The 23,495-nt window shown below is 70.6% G+C and carries 24 protein-coding genes, 1 tRNA gene and 1 pseudogene; 13 read left to right on the top strand and 13 right to left on the bottom strand.

Annotated features, from left to right (window positions below; all coding sequences use genetic code 11):
- Positions 1-49 precede the first annotated feature (49 nt).
- Entirely contained in the window at positions 50-934 is an 885-nt protein-coding gene (locus ACZ60J_RS29215) for a rhomboid family intramembrane serine protease (RefSeq protein WP_469686403.1), read from the top strand.
- 106 nt (positions 935-1,040) lie between these two features.
- On the opposite strand, the gene crgA is transcribed toward ACZ60J_RS29215, so the two are convergent.
- A complete protein-coding gene (gene crgA / locus ACZ60J_RS29210; RefSeq protein WP_266879329.1) occupies positions 1,041-1,295 on the bottom strand; it encodes a cell division protein CrgA in 255 nt (84 codons plus the stop codon).
- A gap of 91 nt (positions 1,296-1,386) precedes the next feature.
- Between crgA and ACZ60J_RS29205 the strand changes: the two genes are divergently transcribed.
- The 6 genes and pseudogenes from ACZ60J_RS29205 (at position 1,387) to ACZ60J_RS29180 (ending at position 5,400) form a co-directional block, all read left to right on the top strand.
- Positions 1,387-2,163, top strand: coding sequence for a DUF881 domain-containing protein (locus ACZ60J_RS29205; RefSeq protein WP_469686401.1), 777 nt, complete (start codon positions 1,387-1,389; stop codon positions 2,161-2,163).
- Positions 2,164-2,188: 25 nt separating this feature from the next.
- Complete coding sequence (locus ACZ60J_RS29200) at positions 2,189-2,908, top strand: class E sortase (RefSeq protein ID WP_469686399.1); 720 nt, start codon at positions 2,189-2,191, stop codon at positions 2,906-2,908.
- 65 nt (positions 2,909-2,973) lie between these two features.
- Entirely contained in the window at positions 2,974-3,174 is a 201-nt protein-coding gene (locus ACZ60J_RS29195; protein WP_469686782.1) for a hypothetical protein, read from the top strand.
- Positions 3,171-3,809 (top strand): aminodeoxychorismate/anthranilate synthase component II, encoded by a 639-nt coding sequence (locus ACZ60J_RS29190; protein ID WP_254382122.1) that lies wholly within the window; start codon positions 3,171-3,173, stop codon positions 3,807-3,809. The genes ACZ60J_RS29195 and ACZ60J_RS29190 overlap by 4 nt, the downstream gene beginning before the upstream one ends.
- A 143-nt stretch (positions 3,810-3,952) precedes the next feature.
- Positions 3,953-4,633, top strand: a pseudogene (locus ACZ60J_RS29185) (class E sortase); the annotation flags it as partial.
- A gap of 50 nt (positions 4,634-4,683) precedes the next feature.
- The gene (locus ACZ60J_RS29180; protein WP_469686397.1) at positions 4,684-5,400 is read left to right on the top strand and encodes a class E sortase; all 717 of its coding nucleotides are present in this window, start codon (positions 4,684-4,686) and stop codon (positions 5,398-5,400) included.
- Positions 5,401-5,410: 10 nt separating this feature from the next.
- Here the strand turns inward: ACZ60J_RS29180 and ACZ60J_RS29175 are convergent, their stop codons facing one another.
- The 7 genes from ACZ60J_RS29175 to ACZ60J_RS29145 form a co-directional block, all read right to left on the bottom strand.
- A complete protein-coding gene (locus ACZ60J_RS29175) occupies positions 5,411-5,590 on the bottom strand; it encodes a hypothetical protein (RefSeq protein ID WP_469686395.1) in 180 nt (59 codons plus the stop codon).
- 347 nt (positions 5,591-5,937) lie between these two features.
- Positions 5,938-7,965, bottom strand: a complete 2,028-nt coding sequence (gene pknB / locus ACZ60J_RS29170; protein ID WP_469686394.1) for a Stk1 family PASTA domain-containing Ser/Thr kinase — start codon at positions 7,963-7,965, stop codon at positions 5,938-5,940.
- A 214-nt stretch (positions 7,966-8,179) separates the two neighbouring features.
- On the bottom strand, positions 8,180-9,646 hold the full coding sequence (locus tag ACZ60J_RS29165) for a peptidoglycan D,D-transpeptidase FtsI family protein (protein ID WP_469686392.1): 1,467 nt from the start codon (positions 9,644-9,646) through the stop codon (positions 8,180-8,182).
- Positions 9,643-11,067 carry an FtsW/RodA/SpoVE family cell cycle protein gene (locus ACZ60J_RS29160; RefSeq protein ID WP_469686390.1) on the bottom strand — a complete coding sequence of 475 codons (1,425 nt, stop codon included), beginning with the start codon at positions 11,065-11,067 and terminating at the stop codon, positions 9,643-9,645. The genes ACZ60J_RS29165 and ACZ60J_RS29160 overlap by 4 nt, the downstream gene beginning before the upstream one ends.
- 31 nt (positions 11,068-11,098) lie before the next feature.
- Complete coding sequence (locus ACZ60J_RS29155; RefSeq protein WP_469686389.1) at positions 11,099-12,628, bottom strand: PP2C family protein-serine/threonine phosphatase; 1,530 nt, start codon at positions 12,626-12,628, stop codon at positions 11,099-11,101.
- Between the two features lie 93 nt (positions 12,629-12,721).
- Positions 12,722-13,228, bottom strand: coding sequence for an FHA domain-containing protein FhaB/FipA (locus ACZ60J_RS29150; protein ID WP_383954892.1), 507 nt, complete (start codon positions 13,226-13,228; stop codon positions 12,722-12,724).
- Positions 13,229-13,238: 10 nt separating this feature from the next.
- On the bottom strand, positions 13,239-14,093 hold the full coding sequence (locus ACZ60J_RS29145) for an FhaA domain-containing protein (protein ID WP_469686387.1): 855 nt from the start codon (positions 14,091-14,093) through the stop codon (positions 13,239-13,241).
- Positions 14,094-14,385: 292 nt separating this feature from the next.
- Here ACZ60J_RS29145 and ACZ60J_RS29140 point away from each other — a divergent pair.
- A tRNA-Leu gene (locus tag ACZ60J_RS29140) sits at positions 14,386-14,468 on the top strand.
- A 95-nt stretch (positions 14,469-14,563) separates the two neighbouring features.
- Here ACZ60J_RS29140 and ACZ60J_RS29135 read toward each other — a convergent pair.
- From ACZ60J_RS29135 to ACZ60J_RS29125, 3 genes are read right to left on the bottom strand one after another with little or no spacing between them, the layout of a single operon-like run.
- Positions 14,564-15,058 carry a TetR/AcrR family transcriptional regulator gene (locus ACZ60J_RS29135; protein WP_469686385.1) on the bottom strand — a complete coding sequence of 165 codons (495 nt, stop codon included), beginning with the start codon at positions 15,056-15,058 and terminating at the stop codon, positions 14,564-14,566.
- Positions 15,055-16,710 (bottom strand): phytoene desaturase family protein, encoded by a 1,656-nt coding sequence (locus ACZ60J_RS29130; RefSeq protein WP_469686383.1) that lies wholly within the window; start codon positions 16,708-16,710, stop codon positions 15,055-15,057. Before ACZ60J_RS29130 ends, ACZ60J_RS29135 begins: the two co-directional genes overlap by 4 nt.
- The gene (locus tag ACZ60J_RS29125) at positions 16,707-17,681 is read right to left on the bottom strand and encodes an ACP S-malonyltransferase (RefSeq protein ID WP_469686381.1); all 975 of its coding nucleotides are present in this window, start codon (positions 17,679-17,681) and stop codon (positions 16,707-16,709) included. The genes ACZ60J_RS29130 and ACZ60J_RS29125 overlap by 4 nt, the downstream gene beginning before the upstream one ends.
- Positions 17,682-17,961: 280 nt before the next feature.
- On the opposite strand from ACZ60J_RS29125, the gene ACZ60J_RS29120 reads away from it, so the two are divergent.
- From ACZ60J_RS29120 to ACZ60J_RS29100, 5 genes are all read left to right on the top strand, one after another.
- Positions 17,962-18,237, top strand: a complete 276-nt coding sequence (locus ACZ60J_RS29120) for an acyl carrier protein (protein ID WP_469686379.1) — start codon at positions 17,962-17,964, stop codon at positions 18,235-18,237.
- On the top strand, positions 18,230-19,486 hold the full coding sequence (locus ACZ60J_RS29115; RefSeq protein WP_469686378.1) for a beta-ketoacyl-[acyl-carrier-protein] synthase family protein: 1,257 nt from the start codon (positions 18,230-18,232) through the stop codon (positions 19,484-19,486). Before ACZ60J_RS29120 ends, ACZ60J_RS29115 begins: the two co-directional genes overlap by 8 nt.
- Entirely contained in the window at positions 19,483-20,625 is a 1,143-nt protein-coding gene (locus ACZ60J_RS29110) for a beta-ketoacyl synthase N-terminal-like domain-containing protein (RefSeq protein WP_469686376.1), read from the top strand. The genes ACZ60J_RS29115 and ACZ60J_RS29110 overlap by 4 nt, the downstream gene beginning before the upstream one ends.
- A gap of 101 nt (positions 20,626-20,726) precedes the next feature.
- Complete coding sequence (locus ACZ60J_RS29105; RefSeq protein WP_469686374.1) at positions 20,727-21,164, top strand: FAS1-like dehydratase domain-containing protein; 438 nt, start codon at positions 20,727-20,729, stop codon at positions 21,162-21,164.
- Positions 21,161-21,568: a MaoC/PaaZ C-terminal domain-containing protein gene (locus tag ACZ60J_RS29100; protein ID WP_469686372.1), complete on the top strand. Its 408-nt coding sequence runs from the start codon at positions 21,161-21,163 to the stop codon at positions 21,566-21,568. The genes ACZ60J_RS29105 and ACZ60J_RS29100 overlap by 4 nt, the downstream gene beginning before the upstream one ends.
- On the opposite strand, the gene ACZ60J_RS29095 is transcribed toward ACZ60J_RS29100, so the two are convergent.
- Positions 21,471-22,880, bottom strand: coding sequence for an MFS transporter (locus ACZ60J_RS29095; protein ID WP_469686370.1), 1,410 nt, complete (start codon positions 22,878-22,880; stop codon positions 21,471-21,473). The genes ACZ60J_RS29100 and ACZ60J_RS29095 overlap by 98 nt on opposite strands.
- A 142-nt stretch (positions 22,881-23,022) precedes the next feature.
- Positions 23,023-23,466, bottom strand: a complete 444-nt coding sequence (locus tag ACZ60J_RS29090; protein WP_469686368.1) for an ester cyclase — start codon at positions 23,464-23,466, stop codon at positions 23,023-23,025.
- Between the last annotated feature and the right edge of the window lie 29 nt (positions 23,467-23,495).

Here is a 23,495-nt window from a genome sequence, read left to right as displayed (position 1 = left end):
GCGGGCGGACCTGCCGCTCCGCCGCGTTCTGCGCCGACCGAGGGGACCGATGGACACCGACCGTCTTCCGGGCTGCTACCGGCACCCGGACCGTGAGACCGGGATCAGCTGTACGCGCTGTGAGCGGCCGATCTGCCCCGACTGCATGGTCAGCGCCTCGGTCGGCTTCCAGTGCCCCGAGTGCGTCCGTGGGGGCTCGGGAACGGGCCACGGCCGGGCGGCCAACGCTCCGCGGACGATCGCGGGCGGGGTCGTCGCTGCCGATCCGTACCTGGTCACCAAGATCCTGATCGGGATCAACGTGGCGGTGTTCCTCGCGGGATTCCTCTTCCCCGGGCTGGCGATCCAGCTGGAGCTCCTGGGCCGGTACCGGGAGCTGGTGGGCGGGCCGCTCGAGGGAGTCTCCACGGGCGAGTACTACCGGTTGCTGACCTCGGCCTTCCTGCACGTGCAGCTGTGGCACATCTTCAGCAACATGCTCGCCCTGTGGTTCATCGGCGGACCGCTGGAGCAGGCGCTCGGCCGGGCCCGCTATCTCGCGGTGTACCTGCTGTCGGCCCTGGGCGGCAGCGCGATGGTCTATCTGCTGACGGCACCGAACGTCGCGACCCTCGGTGCCTCCGGCGCCGTATTCGGCCTGCTGGGTGCCACCGTGGTGCTGTTCCGCCGGATGCGGTACGAAATGCGCCCGCTCATCACCATGGCCGTACTGATGCTGGTGCTGACCTTCGCACCGGGGCTGAACGTGTCCTGGCAGGCCCATATCGGTGGTTTGGTCACCGGTGTACTGGTCGCGGCGGGCTTCCTGTGGCCTTCCAGGGACATGGGCGCGCGGAATCGCACATTCATCCAGTGGGGCACCTGTGTGGTGGTGTTCTTGCTGGCCACAGCCTTGATCGCGATCCGTACGGCCGACCTTTCCGTACTCACCTGATCACACCGGCGTCAACTCTCCACAGAGTTATCCACAGATCTTCTGTCTTTTCCTCAGGTGTGGATGACGCTGTGGATAACTCATGGGGAGAGCTTGCGGAGCCGGGCTACTTCCACTGCGTGGAGACGCCGAATCCTGCCGCAATGAAGCCGAATCCGACCACAATGTTCCAATTTCCGAGTGCTTCGACCGGAAGCTGGGTCTCGGACAGATAGAAAACGACGATCCATGCCAGACCGACCAAGAAGAACGCCAGCATGACCGGGGCGACCCAGTTGCGGTTCGTCAGCTTGATCGACTGCGGCGTCCGCGTGGGGGGCGGCGTGTAGTCGTCCTTCTTGCGGATACGTGACTTCGGCACGAGGGGCTCTCCTGTCGATGGGCTGGGGACCTGGCCTGCCCCGGGCGTCCGTTAGCGTAGTGGACCTGTGGCGTTGAAGGAGAAGGGTACGTTGACCAATTCCGACGACTCCTCCGCGGGTCCCCGTCGCCGGGCCAGACCGGTCCGGCTGCTCACGGCCGCCGTTTTCGCCCTGGCCGGCCTGATCTTCGTCACCAGCTTCAACACCTCCAAGGGTACGAACATCCGGACGGACGCCTCGCTCCTCAAGCTGTCCGACCTGATCCAGGAGCGCAGCCAGAGCAATCTGGAGCTGGAGAAGAGCACCGCCACCGCACGCGGGCAGGTCGACGCCCTCGCCGAACGCGACAACGGGAGCACCAAGGCCGAGGACGCCAAGCTGGCCGCCCTGCGCGCCGCCTCCGGCACCGAGGAGCTCACCGGCAAGGCCGTGACCGTCACCCTCAACGACGCGCCCCCGAACGCCACGGCACGCATCCCCAACGTGCCCGAACCGCAGCCCAACGACCTGGTGATCCACCAGCAGGACCTCCAGGCCGTGGTCAACGCCCTCTGGCAGGGCGGCGCCGAGGGCATCCAGGTGATGGACCAGCGCCTGATCTCCACCAGCGCCGTGCGCTGCGTGGGCAACACCCTGATCCTCCAGGGCCGCGTGTACTCGCCCCCGTACAAGGTGACGGCCGTCGGCGACCCCGGCGCGCTGAAGAAGGCCCTCGCGGCCTCCCCGGCGCTGCAGAACTACCAGCTGTACGTGAACGCGTACGGGCTCGGCTGGAAAGTGGACGAGCACAAGGCGCTGACACTTCCGGGCTACTCCGGCACAGTGGACCTCCACTATGCGAAGCCGCTGGAGTCCGCCACCCCGTGACCGCCACCGTGGCCGTGGCGTCGACGTGCCGCGCCTGCTGGTGCGGACGTTCAGCGAGGTCTGCCTGACCGCGGGCTCGCTCATCGTGCTCTTCGTGGCCTACGTCCTGCTGTGGACCGGGGTCAAGGCCGACCAGGCCATGGACGGGGAGATGGCCCGCATGCGCGACCGCTGGTCCGCGGCGCCGGCGGCCGCCCCGCAGCCCGCCCCCGCACCGTCGGCGGTACCCTCCGCGGCCGCGCCACCCCCGGCCGCCCCGGAGCCCGGCACGTACCCGCCGGGCCGCGCCTTCGCCGAGATGTACGTCCCGCGCTTCGGCTCCGGCTGGAACAAGCCGGTCCTGGAGGGCACGGGCACCGAGCTGCTGAAGAAGGGCCTCGGCCACTACGCCGGCACGGCCCGGCTTGGCGGCACCGGGAACTTCGCGGTGGCCGGCCACCGGCGCACGTACGGCGACCCCTTCAAGGACATCCCCAAGCTGCGCACCGGCGACCTCGTGATCCTCAAGGACGCCACCGGCTGGTACACGTACACCGTCCGCGCGGAACCGCTGCGCACGCTCCCCACCGAGGTGGGCGTGGTCGATCCGGTACCGAGCCGCTCGCCCTTCACGGCGCTGGGCAAGTACCTGACGCTGACCACCTGCGACCCGGAATGGGGGCACAGCCACCGGCTCGTGGTCTGGGCGGAACTGACCGGTATCCGGACCCTCGCGCAGGGCTCACCGGAGGGTTTGGCAAGGTGACCCTCCGCGCCGGGCGGGTGGCTTTAGGCTGTGGACGTACCGCTCCTGCGGTGCGTTGAACGATCGTGGACGAAAAGGACACAGGCGGCATGTACGGCTGGATCTGGCGGCATCTGCCGGGCAACGCGTGGGTACGCGCTGCGATCTCCCTCGTGCTGGTGCTCGCGGTGGTGTTCGTGCTGTTCCAGTACGTCTTCCCGTGGGCCGAGCCGCTGCTCCCGTTCAACGATGTGACGGTGGACGAGGGATCGGGAGCGACTCCGTGAGCGCGCGCATTCTGGTGGTCGACAACTACGACAGCTTTGTCTTCAACCTGGTCCAGTACCTCTATCAGCTCGGTGCCGAGTGCGAGGTCCTGCGCAACGACGAGGTCGAGCTCGCCCACGCCCAGGACGGCTTCGACGGCGTCCTGCTGTCCCCCGGTCCGGGCACGCCCGAAGAGGCCGGCGTCTGCGTGGACATGGTCCGCCACTGCGCGGACACGGGCGTACCGGTCTTCGGCGTCTGCCTCGGCATGCAGTCGATGGCCGTCGCCTACGGAGGAGTCGTCGGCCGGGCTCCGGAACTGCTGCACGGCAAGACCTCGCCGGTGGTCCACGAGGGCCTCGGTGTCTTCGAGGGACTGCCCTCGCCCTTCACCGCGACCCGGTACCACTCCCTCGCGGCCGAGCCCCCGACCCTCCCGGACACGCTGGAGGTCACGGCGCGGACCGAGGACGGGATCATCATGGGCCTGCGCCACCGCGAGCACGACGTCGAGGGCGTGCAGTTCCACCCCGAGTCCGTGCTGACCGAGTGGGGCCACCGGATGCTCGCGAACTGGCTGGTGCGCTGCGGTGACGCGGGCGCGGTGGAGCGCTCGGTGGGGCTCGCCCCGGTGGTGGGCAAGGCCGTCGCGTGACGGCGCTCGCGCCGTCCGCGCCCACCGAGGGCCGGGCAGCGCGACGCAGGGCGGCACAGGAGGCCGAGAAGCGTGCGCGCACGCGCGGCGGGGGCCGCGGCCGGGGACGGCGGCGCAGGCGGCCGGCCTCGGGCGGGCCGGTCGTGGTCGTCAGCAGGCTCGCGGGGGAGCTGCTCATCACGATGGGCCTGGTGATGCTCCTCTTCGTCGGCTACCAGCTCTGGTACACGAACTTCCTGGCGGGCCGGACGGCCGACCACGCCGCGGGCTCCCTGCTCCAGACCTGGGACCGCGATCCGGGCGCCGGAGGGGCGGCCGCCCCGCCCGTGGAGGCGTTCGAGCCGGGCCAGGGCTTCGCGATCCTGTACATCCCGAAGCTGGACGTGAAGGTGCCGGTCGCGGAGGGGATCAGCAAGGCGAAGGTCCTCGACAAGGGCATGGTCGGCCACTACGCCGACGGGCCGCTCGCGAGCGGGATGCCGGCCGACGCGCAGGGCAACTTCGCGCTGGCGGGCCACCGGAACACGCACGGCGAACCGTTCCGCTACATCAACCGGCTGGTGCCGGGGGACAAGATCGTGGTGGAGACCCGGGACGCGTACTACACGTACGAGATGACCTCGCAGCTCGCGCAGACCCCGCCGTCGAACGTGTCGGTCATCAAGCCGGTGCCCGTCGGATCGGGCTTCACTTCCCCGGGCCGGTACATCACGCTGACCACGTGCACCCCGGAGTTCACCAGCACCTACCGGATGATCGTATGGGGCAGGATGACCGCTGAACGCCCCCGCAGCCAGGGCGCCCCGCCCGAGCTGACCCCGTAGGCCCGTACATCCGTAAGCCCGTAAGCCCGTAAGCCCGTAGAGGATCCGCAGTGTCACGTGTCGCACCGCCCCCGCGCCGCAGCGCCCTCGCGGGGTTCCTGAGCCTGCTGGGCGAGGTCCTGATCACGGTGGGCCTGGTGCTCGGGCTGTTCGTGGCGTACTCGCTGTGGTGGACGAACGTCCTGGCCGACCGGGACGCCTCCGCGCGCGGGGACGCGGTGCGCGAGCAGTGGGAGCGGGCGGCGCCCTCGCAGGATTCGGCAGCCGCGCCGGGGGCGCTGGACACCCAGGGCGGGATCGGCTTCCTGCACGTGCCGGCGATGAAGAACGGCGAGGTGCTGGTCAAGAAGGGCACCGACTCGGACGTCCTGAACGACGGGGTCGCCGGGTACTACACGGAGCCGGTGAAATCTGCGCTGCCGTGGGACCCGGCGGGCAATTTCGCACTGGCGGCGCACAGGGACGGGCACGGGGCCAAGTTCCACAACATCGACAAGCTGAAGAACGGCGACGCGGTCATCTTCGAGACCCGCGACACCTGGTACGTGTACAAGGTCTTCGCCGACCTCGCCCAGACCTCGAAGTACAACGTGGACTCGATCAGCCCGATCCCCAAGGAGTCGGGCCGGACGGCGCCGGGCCGCTACATCACCCTGACGACCTGCACACCCGTGTACACCTCGAAGTTCCGCTACATCGTCTGGGGCGAGCTGGTCCGCACGGAGAAGGTCGACGCGAAGCGGACGCCTCCGGCGGAGCTGCGCTGAAGCCGCGGAGTCACCGCAGCACCTGGAGCTTCACCCCGGCGCTCCAGGCCTCCAGAAGCCCCCTGTGGACGGCCGTCACGCCCCCCTGGGCGGCGATGGCCAGGGACTCGCGGGTGAAGGCGCAGGTGGCCACGTAGAGGGCCACGTCGGCCCGGTGCAGGACCTTGGAGGCACCGAGGAACTTCTGCATCTCGCCGCTGTTCGCCGGAGGTCTCGATCCGCTCGTCGAGCTCGTCCCAACTGGGCCTGTGGACAAGGTTATCCACAGGGAGTGTGCGGACCTCCGCCTCGGTGTCGAGGCGGTACGTACGCACCTGACGTGCGACTTTGCTGTCGCGCAGCGGCATTCCGACGTTCAAGACCGTTCGTCGGGAGTAGAGGGCGACGGCCGCGGCGCGGCTGCTGATCCGACTGACTTGCCTAAAGTAAGTCGGTTCTGTACCTGTCAAAACCCGAGACACGTACGTACGGAAAACGGGTCCGGCCCCTCTCCACGAGAGGGGCCGGACCCGTTTCGGGTGCTGCGGGGGGACGGGGCTAGTTGCCGAGGCCTCCGATGAAGCCGCCGCCGCCGTCGTTGCCGCCGTTCTGCTGGTTGTCGGGGACCGTGTTCACGTTGATCACCGTGCCGGGGTTCACCGGGCTGCCGACCGTCGGGTCGGTGCTCAGGATGCGGGCCCTGCCGTCGGAGGAGCCCGACAGGACGGATCCGAAGATCAGGCCCTTGGAGGCGAGCTCCGCCCTGGCCTGGTTGATGGTCTTGCCGACCAGGTTCGGGACCTGCAGCTGCTGGACCGGCTTGGCGACCGAGATGTTGACCGTCGAGTTGACGTCGACCTGGCTGTTGATGCCGGGGTCCTGGTTGACGACCGTCTTGGGGGCCGTGCCGGGGGCCGCGTCGACCTCGGTGACGCTGCCGAGCTTCAGCTTGACGGCCTGCAGGGCCTTCGCCGCGTCGGCCTGGCTCTTGCCGGTCAGGTCGGGGACGGTCACCTTGGAGATTTCCTTGGCCACCGTCAGCTTGACGGTCGAACCCTTCTCGGCCTCGCCGCTCTTCGGGTTCTGGTCGATGACGGTGCCGGCGGGCCGCTCGGACTCGACCTGCGACTTCTCGACCACGAAGTTCTTCTCCGTGAGCGCCTTCTCCGCGTCGGCGATCGACAGGTTGACGACGTTGGGGACGGGGACCTTGGGCGCGCCCGTGGACATCTTCACCTTGACGACGAAGTTCTTGGCGACCTTGGTGCCCTCGGCCGGGTCCTGCTGGCAGACCGTGCCCTTCGGGGAGGCGTCGCAGGGCATCTCCCCGTCCTGCTCCACGATGATGCCGACGTTGGTGCCGTTCGCCTTGGCCGCTTCGAGGGTTTCGCCGATGAGCTTGGGGACCGCGGGCCGGTTGTCGGCGTTGCTGCTGAAGAGGGAGCGGCCGATCAGGATCGCGCCGACCAGCACGAGGATGCCGGCGGTGACCAGCAGGATCGTGGAGGCCTTGCTCTTCTTCTGCGGACGCCGGCCGCGGCCGCCCTGGTCGTAGCCGCCCTGGTCCTGGTACCCGGTGTTGCCGTATCCGCCGTCGCCCGGGGGCATCGGCGGGAGCATGGAGGTCTGGTTCGGGTCGGCGGTGCGCAGGGCGGTGGTGGGCTGGTCGTAGCCCTGGTGTCCGTAGCCGTTGCCCTGGTCGGGGTAGCCGTAGCCGGCGGCCATGGAGGCGGTGGCCGCGACGGGCTGGCCGTCGAGGCAGGCCTCGATGTCGGCGCGCATCTCGTCCGCGGACTGGTAGCGGTAGTCGGCGTCCTTGACGAGCGCCTTCAGGACGATCGCGTCCATTTCGGGCGTGATCTCGCTGTCGAAGTTCGACGGGGGCTGGGGCTCTTCCCGCACGTGCTGGTAGGCGACCGCGACCGGGGAGTCCCCGATGAACGGCGGCCGGACGGCGAGGAGCTCGTACAGCAGGCAGCCGGCCGAGTAGAGGTCGGAGCGCGCGTCGACCTGCTCGCCCCTGGCCTGCTCCGGGGAGAGGTACTGGGCGGTGCCGATGACGGCGGCGGTCTGCGTCATGGTCATGCCGGAGTCGCCCATGGCGCGGGCGATGCCGAAGTCCATGACCTTGACCTGGCCGGAGCGGGTCAGCATGACGTTGGCGGGCTTGATGTCGCGGTGCACGATGCCGGCGCGGTGCGAGTACTCCAGCGCCTGGAGGATGCCGATGCACATTTCCAGGGTGCGCTCGGGCAGCAGCTTGCGGCCGGAGTGCAGGAGCTCGCGCAGGGTCGAGCCGTCGACGTACTCCATCACGATGTACGGGATGGAGATGTTGTCGACGTAGTCTTCGCCGGTGTCGTACACGGCGACGATCGCCGGGTGGTTGAGCGATGCGGCCGACTGGGCCTCGCGGCGGAACCTGGCCTGGAAGGACGGGTCGCGGGCGAGATCGGCGCGCAGGGTCTTGACGGCGACGGTACGGCCGAGCCGGGTGTCGTGGGCGAGGTAGACCTCGGCCATGCCACCACGGCCGAGCACGTGGCTCAGCTCGTACCGGCCGCCGAGGCGACGCGGCTCTTCCATAACGTGCAGCCCTCTCCGTCAGTCCCGACCGCACCCGTGTGTGGTCCGGCGGTGTGCTGTTCGCGCAAAGGCTACCGGCCGATCGTCGGTGATCGGTTCGTGACCACAGGCTGATACCGGACCGGTACCGTACGCTCCGATCCGGACGGGAATGGTGACCCGGATCACATCTGTGTGCCCCTTGCGGCTCTCGCGTGGCGCTCGGCCCCGCCCGTCACCCCTTGTTGCTCTTGAGCACGGCTTCCATGACGGCCTTGGCGACCGGGGCGGCGAGGCCGCCGCCGCTGATGTCCTCGCGGTCCGCTTCGCTGTCCTCGATGACGACGGCGACGGCGACCGGCGAGCTGCCGTCGGGGTTCTCGGCGTAGGAGATGAACCAGGCGTAGGGGCGCTTCTTGTTGCCCTCGCCGTGCTGGGCGGTGCCGGTCTTGCCGCCGACGACGGTGTTGTTGATCTTGGCCTTGCCGCCGGTGCCGGTCGCGACGACGTTGACCATCATGTCCCGGACCTTCTTCGCGTTCTCCGGGGAGAGCGGCCGGCTCATCTCCTGCGGCTCGTGCTTCTCGACGATGTCGATGCCGGGCGACTCCAGCTGGCTGACCATGTACGGCTTCATCAGCTTGCCGTTGTTGGCGATGGCGGCGGTGACCATGGCCATCTGCAGCGGGGTGGCCGCGGTGTTGAACTGGCCGATGGAGCTCTGGGCGTTGCCGTCCCGGGTCATGGTCTTGTCGTAGACGCTGGCGAAGGCGCGGACCGGGGTGTCGATCTTGTCGTTGTTGAAGCCGAACTTCTCCGCGGTCTTCACCATGTTGTCCCGCCCCACCTTGTCGCCCATGTTGGCGAAGACGGAGTTGCAGGAGACGCGCATGGCCTCGTTGAGGCTGGCCTTCCCGCACCCGGGGGCGTGGTTGATCAGCTCGGTCTTGGTGCCCGGGAGGATGTACGGGTCCTCGGTGTCGGTCGGCGCGTTGATGTCGCTGACGACGCCGTTCTCCAGCGCTGCGGCGGCGGTGACCACCTTGAAGGTGGAGCCGGGCGGGTAGGTCTCGCGCAGGGCGCGGTTGACCAGCCTCTTGTCCTCGCTGTCCTTGAGCTCGACCCAGGCCTTCTCGTCGGTCTTGGAGTTGCCGGCGAACGTGCTGGGGTCGTACGAGGGGGTGCTGACCAGGGCGAGGATCGCGCCGGTGCGCGGATCGATCGCGGCCACGGCGCCCTTCTTGGTGCCGAGCTTGTCGAAGGCGGCCTTCTGCGCGGCGGCGTTGAGCGTGGTGACGACGTTGCCGCCCTGCTTCTTCTCGCCGGTGAACATGCCGATGGTGCGGTCGAAGAAGAGCCGGTCGTCGTTGCCGGTGAGGATGCCGTCCTCGAGGGATTCGAGCTGGGTGGAGCCGAAGGCCTGCGAGGCGTAGCCGGTCACGGGCGCCCAGAGCGGGCCGTCGATGTAGGTCCGCTTGTACTTGTAGTCGCTGCCGTCGGTGACGGCGGAGCCGGTGACCGGCTTGCCGTCGACGATGATGTTGCCGCGCTCGGTGGCGTACTGGGCGATCTGGACCCGGCGGTTCTCCTTGCGGGTGCTCAGTTCCTCGGCCTTGACGTACTGGAGCCAGTTGGTCCGCACGAGCAGTGCCAGGACGAGCAGCCCGCAGAAGATCGAGATGCGGCGCAGGGGCTTGTTCATGACGGGCGGACCACCTGGGTCATCTCGGAGTCGGGGGACGGTGCCGGGGCCGGGGCAGGGCGGCGTGCGGTGTCGCTGATCCGGATGAGGATGGCGATGAGGATCCAGTTCGCGAGGACGGACGAGCCGCCGGACGCGAGGAAGGGCATGGTCATGCCGGTCAGGGGGATGAGGCCCATGACTCCGCCGGCGACCACGAAGATCTGGAGCGCGAAGGCGCCGGAGAGGCCGATGGCGAAGAGCTTGCCGAAGGGGTCGCGGGCGGCCAGCGCGGTGCGCACGCCCCGCTCGATGATCAGGCCGTAGAGCAGGAGGAAGGCCATGACCCCGGCGAGCCCGAGCTCTTCGCCGACGGTGGAGAAGATGAAGTCGGAGTTGGCGGCGAAGCCGATGAGGTCGGAGTTGCCCTGGCCCCAGCCGGTGCCGAGGACCCCGCCGGAGCCGAAGCTCATGATCGACTGGCCGACCTGCTCGCAGGCGCCGGACTTCTGGTAGCAGGCGAAGGGGTCGAGCCAGGCGGTGACGCGGGCCTTGACGTGGCTGGCGGTGGCGCCGACCACGGTGGCTCCGCCGACGCTCATGAGCAGGCCGATGACGATCCAGCTCGTCCGCTCGGTGGCCACGTACAGCATGATCACGAACATGCCGAAGAAGAGCAGCGAGGTGCCGAGGTCGTTCTCGAAGACCAGGACGAGCAGGCTCATCGCCCAGATCATCAGGATCGGGCCGAGGTCGCGGCCGCGCGGCAGGTAGAGGCCCATGAAGCGGCGGCTGGCGAGCGCCAGGGCGTCGCGCTTGACCATGAGGTAGCCGGCGAAGAAGACGGCGATGACGATCTTCGCGAACTCGCCGGGCTGGATGGAGAACCCGCCGACGCTGATCCAGATCTTGGCGCCGAAGACATCGGCTCCGAGACCGGGGATCACGGGGAGGATCAGCAGCACGAGTGCGGCGGCCATGGAGATGTATGTGAACCGCTGGAGCACGCGGTGGTCCTTGAGGACCAGCAGCACGACGGCGAACAGCGCGATGGCCAGCGCCGTGTACATCATCTGCCGGGGCGCGGACTCGGAGAAGGCGCCGAACTGCCGCTTCGCCAGGTTCTGCAGGCGCTCGGACTGGTCGAGGCGCCAGATCAGGACGAGGCCGAGCCCGTTGAGGAGCGTGGCGATCGGCAGCAGCAACGGGTCGGCGTACTTGGCGTAGCGCCGGACGACGAAGTGGGCGATGCCGGCCAGGACGCCGAGGCCGAGCCCGTAGGTGAGCATGCCCGGGGGCAGCTTCCCGTGGAGCGACATGCCCGCGTTGGCGTAGGCGAAGATCGGGATGACCACGGCGAAGGCGAGCAGCAGGAGCTCGGTGTTCCGCCGGCTCGGTGCCTCGATGGCGCCGATGGTGGTCGTGTTGGTGACAACGCTCATGGTGTGGCGGGCCCCCTGTGCCCGCGTATGTCTACTGCTTCTCGCACAGGCCGACGACCTGCTGCTCGGCGGCAGTCAGGACGGGGCCGGGTGTCTGGTTGCCCTGCGCCTCGGCGGCACGCCGCTCCTCGTCCTTCTTGCACGCGGAGGTCTGGGTGCCGAGCTCGTCGATCTTCGTACGGGCGGAGTCGAGGCTGCTTTCGCCGATCGTGTCCACGACCTGCTTGCGCTTGAAGGGCGGCAGGTACTTCAGTTCGATGTCGGGGCGGTCGGTCTCCACCTTGGAGAGCTCCAGCGGCCCCAGCTTCTGGCTGATCCCGCGGAAGAGCGCGACGTGCTCGTCCTTGACCCCGACGTAGAACTGCGTCTGGGTCCAGCGGTAGCCCGCGTACAGGCCGCCGCCGATGACGCCGAGGACCACGAGCAGCGTCAGCGTGCGCGTGGTCCACTTGCGGCCCTTGGCGCGCCGCCGGCGGGGGTGGTCGTACGTGTCCTCGTACCCGGAGTCGCCGTCGTACGGGTCGGGTTCGCCGAAGCTGCCGTACGCGTCGGCTCCGCCGCCCTGTCCCTGGGCGCCGTAACCGCCGTAACCCGGTGCCTCGCCGCTGCCGGGGGGGCCGAAGGCGCCGGCGGGCGGAGGGCTCTGGCGGCCGAGCCCGGAGGCGCGGCCGGCCGGCGTCTGCATGGCGTTGCCGCCGTCGAAGAGCTGGTGGTGCTGGTTCTCGGCGACCGCGCCGACGACGACCGGGGTGTCGTTGACCTGCGCGGCCAGGGTGTCGCCGCTGTCGGTGTCGAGGACGTCGGCCACGATGCAGGTGATGTTGTCGGGGCCGCCGCCGCGCAGCGCGAGCTGGATGAGGGAGGCCACGGTCTCGCGGGGGCCGTGGTAGTCGGCGAGGGTCTCTTCCAGGGTCTGGTGGGAGACCACGCCGGAGAGGCCGTCGGAGCAGATCAGGTAGCGGTCGCCGACCCGGACCTCGCGGATGGAGAGGTCGGGCTCGACGATGTCGCCGCTGCCCAGGGCTCTCATCAGCAGGGAGCGCTGCGGGTGGGTGGTGGCTTCCTCTTCGGTGATCCGGCCCTCGTCGACGAGGCGCTGCACCCAGGTGTGGTCCTGGGTGATCTGCGTGAGGACGCCGTCGCGGAGCAGGTAGGCGCGGGAGTCGCCGACGTGGACCAGGCCGAGGCGCTGGCCCGTCCACAGCAGGGCGGTGAGCGTGGTGCCCATGCCCTCGAGCTGGGGGTCCTCCTCGACCATGACCCGCAACTGGTCGTTGGCGCGCTGCACCGCGGTGCTGAGCGCAGTGAGCATGTCGGAGCCCGGGACGTCGTCGTCGAGCTGGACGAGGGCGGAGATCACCTCGGAGCTGGCGACTTCACCGGCGGCCTGGCCGCCCATGCCGTCGGCGATCGCGAGGAGGCGGGGACCGGCGTAGCCGGAGTCCTCGTTGCCCTCCCGGATCATGCCCTTGTGCGATCCGGCGGCGAACCGCAGGGACAGACTCATGCGCACCTGCCCTGTCGACGACGATGCCTCGGGGTACAACCGGTCTCGAGCCACACTGCCCACCCTCCGGCCTGGAGCGCGCTCGGGTCCGTGTCCCCGGTGGGACGGACCGCTGCGGCTCGCTCGCTCCGCTCGCTCATTCTCGTACTACTTCCGCAGCTCGATGACGGTCTTGCCGATGCGGATCGGGGCGCCCGGCGGAATGGGCGTCGGGGTGGTCAGCCGGGTCCGGTCGAGATACGTGCCGTTGGTGGACCCGAGATCCTCGACGATCCACTGACCGTCACGGTCCGGGTAGATCCTGGCATGCCTGCTGGAGGCGTAGTCGTCGTCCAGCACGATCGTGGAGTCGTGGGCGCGGCCCAAGGTGATCGTCTGGCCGGCGAGGGCCACCGTGGTGCCCGTGAGGGTGCCCTCGGAGACGACGAGTTTGGTCGGCGCACCGCGGCGCTGGCGCTGCTGCGGCGGGGCCGCGGCCTGCCGGCCCTGCTGCTGCGCCGGGGCGCCGGAAGCGCCCCCGCCGCGTCGGGAACCGCGCTGCGTGACTCTCGTACCGAAGAGGTCGCTGCGGATGACCTGGACGGCCACGATGACGAACAGCCACAGAACGGCCAGGAAACCCAACCGCATGACCGTCAGGGTCAGCTCTGACATTGCCCCCGCTTCACCCTTCGGCTTGCCGGTAAATGATGGTGGTGCTGCCCACGACGATCCGCGAACCGTCGCGGAGCGTAGCGCGGGTGGTGTGCTGCCCGTCCACCACGATGCCGTTGGTGGACCCGAGATCCTGGATCGTCGAGGGCGTTCCGGTCCGGATCTCACAGTGCCGGCGCGATACGCCGGGGTCGTCGATCCGCACGTCGGCCTCGGTGCTACGGCCGAGTACGAGCGTAGGACGCGAGATCTGGTGGCGGGTGCCGTTGATCTCGATCCAGTGGCGCCGGACGGCGCCGCCGGGAGGTACGGGAGCCGGTCCGCCCGGTCCGCCGGCGTTCGGCCGGCGTGCGCCGGGTCCGCCCGGGGGCGGTCCTGCGGGCATGGGCGGCGCGGAGGTCGGGGGGTACCCGTAGCCGCCGGGCTGGGCCGGGGGGGCCTGGTGGCCCTGTCCCTGGCCCGCACCGGGCTGGCCCGGGGACTGGGAGGTGCTGGCGGCGAGCGTGCGGCTGCGGACCCGGTAGAGCCCGGTGTCCAGGTCGTCGGCCTTCTCCAGCTGGACCTTGATGGGGCCCATGAAGCTGTAGCGCTGCTGCTTGGCGTAGTCGCGGACGAGGCCCGCGAGCTCGTCGCCGAGCTGGCCCGAGTAGGGGCTCAGGCGCTCGTAGTCGCCCGTGCTCAGCTCCACGATGAAGTCGTTGGGGACGACGGTCCGCTCGCGGTTCCAGATGGTGGCGTTGTTGTCGCACTCGCGCTGGAGGGCGCCCGCGATCTCCACCGGCTGGACCTCGGACTTGAAGACCTTGGCGAAGGTGCCGTTCACCAGACCTTCGAGTCGCTGCTCGAACCGCTTCAGGACTCCCATGGGGCACCTCCTCCGTCGTTGTCGCCCTGTACTGCTTACTGATCGTATCCACGCGTGGCGGATTCGGGTGGTTCCCCATCGGTCACGTGCGCATGAGTGTTGGTCCTCACAAGCGATCGTAGGGGCGCCCCGAGGACAGTGTCCCGCACCGGCGGCCGAGTGCGGGAGGGGCGGTCGTCGGCCGGTGGCGGGGGAGCACGGAAAGCGATGTGAATCCACCCCGTCCGACGTGCTAATGTTCCGATGTCGCCAGGGGAACGGCCCGCAAGGGAAGAACCGCTGGTAGCTACTCGGGCGAGTGGCGGAACGGCAGACGCGCTGGCTTCAGGTGCCAGTGTCCTTCGGGACGTGGGGGTTCAAATCCCCCCTCGCCCACATGTGAAAGAGCCCCTGCTCCGGAGAGATCCGGAGCAGGGGCTCTTTTGTCGTGGCCGGAGGGCGGTGCGGGTTCGGGGTGACGAGGGTCTCGGCTACGGCGGGGCCGTGATGGCTGCTCTGGTGGTGGCCAGGGTTTCGTGGGCGAAGAAGGCCGTTACTTCGGCGGGGGTGGCTCCGGAGGCGGTGCGGACCAGGTCCCACAGGTCGCACCAGGAGCGGCGCAGGACGGCGGCGAAGGGGGCGTCGTCCAGGGAGGCCGCGGCGGCGGCGGCCTGGAGCCGCATCAGGGGGAGGGGGTCCTCGGTGAGGAGGCGGTCGCGGGCGCGGGCCATGGCGTCCAGGGCCTCGGCGCCGCGCAGCCGGCCCGCGGCGTGTGCGTACACCGCGGCGGTCCGCTCGAAGGAACGGACCGCCGCGGCCTGGAACAGGGCGCGCTTGGTCGGGTACAGCCGGAACAGGTAGGGCTGGGAGACGCCGGCCCGGCGGGCGATCGCCTCGGTCGGGGTGCCGTGGTAGCCGCCGGTGGCGAAGGCGGCGATCGCGGCGCGGAGCACGGTCTCCCGGCGTTCGTCCGCGCTGAGCCTCACGCCGGTCCGCGGGGCGTGCGCCCGCGGGACACCGTCAGGGGGTCCCAGTCGGTGCCGCGGTCCGGGAGCAGGGCGGGGTCGCCGAGCACCGAGCCCGTGTGCACCTCGTGCATGAGGCGGCGGCCCAGGATCCGGCCGGCGCAGGCGATGCCGCTGACGGCGGAGCCGGTGATGCCGTTCCCGTAGCGGGTGTTGGCCCCGGCGATGTGCAGGCCCTCGATGAGGGTGGCCGTGTCCGGGCGGGCGCCGGTGGCGCCCCACTGCGCCAGGCCGAAGGGGGTGCCGCCGGTGGAGAGCGTGTACCGCTCCTGGGTGAGGGGGGTGGCCGTCTCCAGGTGGGTGATGTGGCCGCGGAAGGGGCCGAGGACCTCCTCCGCGGCGTCCAGGACGGACGCGGTCAGCCGTGCCTTCTCCTTGCGGTACGCCGGGTCGTCGCGGTACGTCCCGCCGTCCGCCGGGCCTTCGGCGACGCCCCAGCGGGCGAGGCCGGGCGGGCAGAGGGTCATCAGCTGGAAGTTGGAGTGGCCGGGCGGGCAGATGCGGCGGCCGACGTGGTCCTTGCCGGAGGCGAAGGACATGAAGAGGAAGTCGGTGGTGGGGGAGGGGTCGCCGGAGCGGAGGTCCTCGTAGTAGCGGCCGATGTCCTCGCCGCGGTACCACCACACGTTGGCGTGGCGCTCGATGTCCCGGTCCAGGGCCACGTAGACGGTGGCCCAGGGCAGTGCCATCCGGGCGTCCCGGGTCTTGGCGGCCAGGCGCCGGGGCAGCCGTTCCTCGCCGACCAGGTCGAGCATGGTGCGGCGGTAGTCGGCGTTCGAGACGACGACCGGAGCCGTGGCGCCGCCGCCGTCGGCGAACTCGACTCCGCGGACGCGGCCCTCCTCGATGGCGATCCGCCCGACCCGGGCGCGGGTGCGCAGGGCCCCGCCGTGTGCGCGGATCACTTCGAGGAGCCCGCCGGCGAGCATCTGCCCGCCCCCTTGCGGGTAGTAGGCGCCGCGGACGTAGTGGTCGACGAGGGTGGCGTGGGTGGCGACGGTGGCCTCGTCCGGCGACATCCCGTAGTTGGGCGACTGGGCGGCGAGCAGGGTGCGGGCGCGGGTGGAGAGCGCGCAGTGCTCGAAGAGCTCGGTCAGGGTCCGCCGGCCCCAGGCCACCGAGTGCGGGGCGAGGCGCTGCAGTTCCGCCATGGGGACGTCCGCGGCGGAGACGATCGCGTCGCGGCGCTCGGCGCCGAGTCCCGCCACGACGTCCAGGAAGGTGTCGATCCCGGCGGCGTCCGCGGGGCAGGCCTCCTGGAGCCGCTCGCGGTACCGCTTCCAGTCGGCCGGCATGTCGAGGGTGGTGCCCCCGGCCACGATGCGGTCGAAGCCGTCGGGGTCCATCTCCTCGTACGGGACCCTGCCGTGCAGCCCCAGGCCGTCCAGGATGGCGGGCAGGATGCCGCCCGGGCCGCAGTCGCCGAGGTAGTGCACGCCGACGTCGAACTCGTAGGCGCGGCGTCTGCGGAACACGTGGCTGTTGCCGCCGGCGACCGCTCCCTGTTCGGCGACCAGGACCCGCTTGCCGCCGACCGCGAGGTAGGCCGCGCACACCAGGCCGCCGATGCCCGAGCCGATGACGATCGCGTCCCAGTCGGTGGTCGTGTTCATGCTGCGCTCCGTACGAGGGTCTGCGGGACGGCGGGCAGTTGGCCCGGTTCCGAGATGGTCAGGCGGGAGACCCGGGGCGCGGTCTGGCGGGCCAGCGCGGTCAGGGTGCGGCCGGGGCCGACCTCCACGAACATGTCGCAGTACAGGCCGTCGGCCATCGTGCGCACCGAGTCCGCCCAGCGCACCGGGCCGGTCAGCTGGCGCTCCAGCAGGCCCGGCCAACCGTCGGTGCCGTGGTGGGGCCGCGCGTCCGCGTTGGCCACGACGGGCGCGGATCCGTGGTGGAACCCGGTGGCGGCGAGGGCGGTGGAGAAGGCCGTCGCGGCGCCGGCCATCAGCGGGGTGTGGAAGGCGCCGCCGAGGGGCACCGGCAGGATCCGGGAAGCCCCCAGCTCGCGGGCCAGGGTGCGGCAGCGGGCCACGGAGGCCGGGTCGCCCGACAGGACGGTCTGCAGGGCCGAGTCGAGGTGCGCGGTCCAGACCCGGCCGCCGGCCTCGCGCACCGACTCCGCGGCGCGTTCCAGGGCTTCGGGGGAGAGCCCGTGCACGGCCGCCATGGTGCCGGGGTCCGCGGCGGCCGCCTCCTGCATCGCCTTGCCGCGGGCGGCGACCAGGCGTACGCCCTCGTCGAAGCCGATGATCCCGGCGGCGACGAGGGCGGAGTACTCGCCGAGGCCGTGGCCGGCGCAGACGAGGGGCCGGGCGGCCGCGGGCAGGGCCCGCCTCAGATCGGCGAGGATCACCATCTCCAGTACGAAGATGGCGAGTTGGGCGCCGTCCGTCCGCGGCGGGTGGTCAGCGCCGTGGACGGGGTCCAGCAGCAGGGCCGACACGTCGTGTCCGGAGACCTCGCCCGCCCGCTCGGCCAGGTACCAGCTCGGAGAGTCGGCCCAGGGCCGCCCCATTCCGGGACTCCGCGCATCCTGGCCCGGAAATATCAAAGCCAAACGTGGGCCGCGCACTCCGCTCATCTCGACCTCTTCCGCCGTCCCGATGTCAACGTCCCGGTGATTCTGGCAGGAGGGTTTGGAATATCGATAAACCTTTAATGGATCATCGATAAACTCGTAATGGACCCGCGATAAACCGTCGATAAAACCGCGGGCGCATGTCGGGTGAAGGGGTCGGAAGGGTGTCGTTGTCACTTTGGGGGAAGGTGCTGCCTCTTTGGTTGAGTGGGCCTTGCTCGGTCAATTCATGCCCGCATACGGTCCTCATCGAAACGGTTCGAAGGCGACGAGAGGCAAGCGCATGACTCAGCAGTCCGTGGCATCCGTGAGCGACTACTACACGGCTGTCAGCGCCATCGTGAACGAAGAACTGGAGCTGGAAGAGGGCGAGCTCACCGACGGTGGCCACTTCATCGACGACTACGACAGCGACTCGCTCTCCCTCATCACCGTCGTTGCCAGGATCGAGAAGGAATTGGGTGTGGTCATTCCGAAGACCGACCTCACCGAACTCGTGAACCTGCGTCTCCTGGTCGACGGTGTCGAGCGGTACGCCAAGGAGAACCCGAATGGCTGAGACCGGACCCGCGCGTACTGCCGGCAAGGCGGCGGGAACGTACCGCCGGGTGGTCATCACCGGGCTCGGCGCGGTGTCTCCGGTCGGTATCGGCGCCGATGTGTTCGCCGCGGCCATTCGTGCGGGCGAGAGCGGTACCGGGCCGATCGAGAGTTTCGACGCGAGTGCCTTTCCGCGGCGCAAGGCCGGAGAGGTCCTCGATTTCGAACCCGCGGACCACCTCAAGCGGCTCGACCCGGCCCGCTGGGGCCGCAGCGGCCTGCTGGCCGCCGCGGCCGCCCGGCTGGCCGTCGTCGACGCCGGGATCGACGAGGCACAGCTGGAGGCAGCCGGGGCCGGCGCCATCATGGGCACGACCAGCGGGGAGTCCGCCGTCGTCCAGGAGCTGGCCGAGCAGTGGATCCAGGGCGGACTGGAGTCGATCGACGGCGGGCTGGCCGGGCAGACCCCGGCCGCGCGGATCGCCAACGCGGTCAGCTCCGAGCTGCTGCTGAACGGCGACACGCAGACGATCCCGACGGCCTGCTCCGCCTCCAACTACGCGCTCGGGTACGCCTTCGACCTGGTCCGCAGCGGTGAGGCCGACGTGATGCTGGCGGGCGGCGCCGACGCCGTCAACCGGCTGACGCACGCCGGGTTCTACGCGCTGGGCGCCATGGCCGAGGACGTTCCGCGGCCCTTCGCCGCGGACCGCTCCGGCATCGTCACCGGCGAGGGCGGCGCGGTGCTGGTGCTGGAGTCGTACGAACACGCGCAGCGGCGCGGGGCCCGCATGTACGCCGAGGTGCTCGGGTACGCGGCGAACTGCGACGCCTCCCACATGGTGCACCCCGACGCGGCCAGCATCGCGTCCGGCATCCGGGCCGCGCACGAGGCGGCGGGGGTGGACCCGGAGCAGATCGACTACATCTGCGCGCACGGGACGGGCACCCCCACCAACGACGCCACCGAAGTGGCGGCGGCGCGCGAGGTGTTCGGCGACCGCATACCGCCGATCAGCTCGATCAAGTCGATGCTGGGCCACACCATGGGCGCGGCCTCCGGTTTCGGCGCGATCGCCTGCTGCAAGGCGCTGGAGCAGGACTTCCTGCCGCCCACCGCGCACGTCACCGAGCCGGACCCCGAGCTCGGTGAGGGCGTCGACTGCGTGCCGGGGACCGGCCGCGAGGCCCGCCTGAACATCGTGCAGAACCACGGTTTCGCCTTCGGCGGGAACAACGTCATCACCATCCTGGGGAGGGTCTCGTGACCGCGACGACCGCCACCAACGCGACGAGCGCCGTCGTCGCACCGCTCTACGTGGCTTCGGCGGGCGTCGTCTCCGCGGCCGGTCTGGGGCTGGACGCGCTGGCCGAGCGGCTGCTCGGCGGCGGCGAGGCTCACGAGTCCCACGGGGTCCACAAGGCCCACGGGGTCCACGACGAGCCGGTCGGCGAGGACGCGGCGCAGTACCCGCCGCGTCCGGTCCGCGCGGTACGGGGCCTGGACGTCAAGGAGCACCTCGGACGCAAGGGCACGAAGTACCTGGACCGGCTGACCTCGTTCGGGCTGATCTCCTGCAAGGCGGTGCTCGAAGGGATCGAGGTCGACGGGGCGCGCACGGGCGTGGTGCTCGCCACGAACACCGGGTCGGTGTCCACGCACAGCACCCTGCTCCACGACACGCTGACGCTGGAGAAGCCGTACCTGGTCAATCCGGGCCGGTTCCCGAACACCGTGATGAACAGCACCACCGGCCAGATCGCCATCCGCAACGGTCTGCGCGGCCTCAACGCCACGGTGGCGGGCGGCCAGACGGCCTCCCTGCTCGCCTTCCGGCACGCCCGGCTGGCGCTCTCGCTCGGGCGCGCGGACCGGCTGCTGGTCGGCGGTGTGGAGGAGCTGAGCGCTCCGGCGGCCTGGGCCTGGCACCGTACCGGAGTGCTGCGGGAGGGCGCCGTGCTCGGCGAGGGCGCCGCGGTGTTCACGGTCCAGCCCGGCCGGCCGGACGGCGGTGAGCTGGCCGAGCTCCTCGCGTGCGAGTCGCGGTTCACCCCCGATCCGCGGGACTACGCCGACGGGCTGGCCGCGGCCGTCTCGCGTGCGCTGGAGCGCAGCGGGGTCGAACCGGGCGAGGTCGACGTGGTCTCCCTCGGGGCCGTGCACCAGCGCGGTCTGGAAGCGGTCGAACGGCGCGGCGTGCGGGTCGCGCTGGGCGGTGCGCCGGCGCGGACCCTGCGGATCGCCGACGCGCTCGGTGAGACGTACAGCGCGAGCGGCTCGATGCAGCTCGCCGGTCTCCTCGCGCTGTGGAAGGCGCAGCCGCCCGCCACGCCGGTGACCGCGCTCATCACCTCGGTGGGGTGGGACGGCAACGCGGCCGCCCTGGTGGTGCGTTCACCCCGCTGACGTCCGGCCGGCTCACAGCGGCGCCCGCGAACCCTCGCGCGGGCGCCGCTGTGCTGTCCGGCCTTCCGTTCTTCACTCCGTACCTACCGAGGAGAGGCCCCATGCCATCTGTCTTCGACACGTCCTTCGCGGGGCGCACGTACCCGCCGAGCGAGCCCTACGAAGTCGGCCGCGAGACGATCCGGGAGTTCTCGCGCGCCGTGGGCGCCGAGGCCGGGGACGGGCTGACGGCGCCGCCCACGTTCCCCATCGTGCTGTCCATGCACGCCGAGCGGCAGGTGATCGACGATCCCGGGCTCGGCTTCGACTTCTCCCGGGTCCTCCACCGCGACCAGCGGTTCGAGGCGGTGCGGCCGATCCGGTCGGGGGACCGCCTCGTCGTCCTGGTCGAGGTGCTCTCCGCCGCCGTCGTCGACGGCAACGACGTACTCACCCTGCGCGGGCGGGTACGGGAGGCGGACGGCGGCGCGCTGGTGTGCACGACGACGTCCACGCTCGTTTCACGGCACGACTCGGGCCTTGAGGAGGACGTCAAGTGACCGCCGCAGGAGATGCGTTCCCCACCCGCACCTTCCGCGTGACCCGGGCCGGTCTCGTCCGGTACGCGGCGGCGTCCGGCGACCACAACCCGATCCACTGGTCCGACTCCACGGCCGCCCGGGTGGGGCTGCCGGGGGTCATCGCCCACGGGATGCTCAGCATGGGCCTCGCCGCCACGGCCCTGCGCGGGTGGGTGGGCGAGGAGGCCGTCTTCGCGGAGTACGGAACCCGCTTCACCCGCCCCGTCGTGGTCCCCGACACCGCCGACGGTGTGGAGATCACCGTCGACGGTGCGGTGGCCGAGGTCAGGGAAGACGGCTCGGTTCGGGTCGATCTGACCGTGCGCCAGGGGACGCGGAAGGTGCTGGCGCGGACCCGGGCCGTGCTGACGTACGCCCGATAGCGACTCCCGCGAAGGCGCCCGCGAACACCACGGCGGCCCCCGTCAGCACAGCGCTGCGGAGGCCGCCGTGTACGTACACGAGGGTGAGCACGGCGATGCCGAGGGCGCCGCCGAACTCGCGGATGGTGTTGTTCACCCCGGACGCCAGGTTGTGCTCGTGCTCCTCGACGGAGCCGATCACGGTCGCGGGGTTGGCCGCGAAGACCAGGCCCATGCCGACGCCGGCGAGCACCATGGCGAGGACCATCGGCCCGTAGGACACGCCCGGCCGGGCGATCAGCCCCAGCCAGGCCAGCGCGAGCGCCTGGGCCAGACAGCCGGCGGCCTGGAGCCGCCAGCCGCCCACCCGGTCCAGCAGGGCGCTGGCCACGGGGACGGCCACCATCGGGGCCACGGTCCAGGGCAGGGTGCGCAGACCCGCTTCGAGCGGGGAGTAGCCCATCGGCCCCTGGAGGAACTGGGCCAGGAAGAAGATGGATCCGAACACGCCGAAGTACATGGCCATCGCCAGCAGGTTGCTCAGCATGAACGGCCGCACCCGGTAGAGGTGGAGCGGGATCAGCGGGTGCGCGGCGGTGCGCTGGCGGCGGGCGAAGGCGGCGGCGAGGACGGCGGTCAGTACGACGCCGAGGAGCGTGCGGAGCGGTGACCCTTCCTCTGCGGCGGACTGAATGATGGACCAGACCGCGGCCACGACGGTGCCGCACGAGAGCAGGGTCCCCCACACGTCGAGGGGACGGGCCGCACCGGTCGATTCGCGTACGGCCCACAGGGCGAGCGGCACGGCCAGCAGGCCCACCGGCACGTTGAGCCAGAAGATCCAGTGCCAGTCCAGGCCCTGGGTCACCAGGCCGCCCGCCATCGGGCCGATGGCGATGCCCAGGCCGTTGACCCCGCCCCACACGCCGACCGCCAGGGCGCGTCTGGCCGGGCCGACCGCGGCGACCGCGAGGGTCAGGGAGACCGGCAGGATCGCGGCCGCTCCGGCGCCCTGCAGGACGCGGGCGGCCATCAGGGCCCCCGCCGAGGTCGCCAGCGCGCAGGCCGCCGAGGCCGCGGTGAAGACGCCGATGCCCCAGACGAAGACGCGGCGCCGCCCGATCCGGTCGCCGAGTGCGGCGCCGGCGAGCAGGAGTCCGGCGAAGGGCAGGATGTAGCCGTTGACCACCCACTGCAGGCCGGTCTGGCTGGTGTTCAGGTCCTCGGCGATCACGGCGAGGGCGTTGGTGACCACCAGGTTGTCCACGGCGACCATGAACATGGGCAGCGAGGTCGCCACCAGGGCCCATGCCGGCCGGTCGGCTCTCGTCACGGCTTCGTTCCTCTCTGTGGTGTCTGTCGTGTCTGTCGTCTCTTGTGGCGCTGTCGCGTGGTGTCGCGTGCTGCTGGAAATGCGCTCAGGCCGCCGAACCCGTGGGGTGTTCGGCGACCTGAGTGGTGGGGCGGGGACGGGGTTACGCCTGCGTGCCCGTGGGCGGCAGCTTCAGTTCGACCGCGCCGATCTGGGCCAGCAGGAACAGGTCCTGGCGGCAGGCCCAGTGCTCGTGGACGAGGCCGTCGTCACCGACGCGGTAGATGTGGATGTGTTCGACGTCGACCTTGTTGCCGGTGCCCTCGAAGCCGAGGAAGTTGCCGGTGTGGATTCCGGTGAACCGCACCCGGATCACGGCCCGGTCGCCGTCGGCGAAGGAGTCGAGGTGGTCCCAGCCGGCTTCGGAGAACACGGAGTTCATCCAGCGGGCGGTGCCGAGGTAGCCGTCGGGGCCGCCGGGGGTGCCGGGCGGGGCCTCGTAGTCGACGAAGTCGGGGGCGACCAGCGCGTGGGCGGCCTCCGCGTCCAGGTCGTTGAAGATCCGGCCCATCTGGTGGGCGATGTCGAGGACCTTGTCGTTCGCCATGGGTTTCCTTTCCTGCGGATGGAAGGGGT

The organism is Streptomyces sp. NPDC104226, from assembly GCF_055584085.1.
This window is presented reverse-complemented; position numbering and strand designations above follow the sequence as displayed.

Bases quoted from the DNA above. Each gene is read 5' to 3' on its own strand.
- ACZ60J_RS29215 (WP_469686403.1), top strand. From the start codon at position 50: ATGGACACCGACCGTCTTCCGGGCTGCTACCGGCACCCGGACCGTGAG.
- ACZ60J_RS29105 (WP_469686374.1), top strand. From the start codon at position 20,727: ATGCCATCTGTCTTCGACACGTCCTTCGCGGGGCGCACGTACCCGCCG.
- ACZ60J_RS29115 (WP_469686378.1), top strand. From the start codon at position 18,230: ATGGCTGAGACCGGACCCGCGCGTACTGCCGGCAAGGCGGCGGGAACG.
- ACZ60J_RS29175 (WP_469686395.1), bottom strand. From the start codon at position 5,590: ATGCAGAAGTTCCTCGGTGCCTCCAAGGTCCTGCACCGGGCCGACGTG.
- pknB (WP_469686394.1), bottom strand. From the start codon at position 7,965: ATGGAAGAGCCGCGTCGCCTCGGCGGCCGGTACGAGCTGAGCCACGTG.
- ACZ60J_RS29165 (WP_469686392.1), bottom strand. From the start codon at position 9,646: ATGAACAAGCCCCTGCGCCGCATCTCGATCTTCTGCGGGCTGCTCGTC.
- ACZ60J_RS29130 (WP_469686383.1), bottom strand. From the start codon at position 16,710: ATGAACACGACCACCGACTGGGACGCGATCGTCATCGGCTCGGGCATC.
- ACZ60J_RS29090 (WP_469686368.1), bottom strand. From the start codon at position 23,466: ATGGCGAACGACAAGGTCCTCGACATCGCCCACCAGATGGGCCGGATC.
- ACZ60J_RS29125 (WP_469686381.1), bottom strand. From the start codon at position 17,681: ATGAGCGGAGTGCGCGGCCCACGTTTGGCTTTGATATTTCCGGGCCAG.
- ACZ60J_RS29160 (WP_469686390.1), bottom strand. From the start codon at position 11,067: ATGAGCGTTGTCACCAACACGACCACCATCGGCGCCATCGAGGCACCG.
- ACZ60J_RS29145 (WP_469686387.1), bottom strand. From the start codon at position 14,093: ATGGGAGTCCTGAAGCGGTTCGAGCAGCGACTCGAAGGTCTGGTGAAC.
- ACZ60J_RS29120 (WP_469686379.1), top strand. From the start codon at position 17,962: ATGACTCAGCAGTCCGTGGCATCCGTGAGCGACTACTACACGGCTGTC.
- ACZ60J_RS29150 (WP_383954892.1), bottom strand. From the start codon at position 13,228: ATGTCAGAGCTGACCCTGACGGTCATGCGGTTGGGTTTCCTGGCCGTT.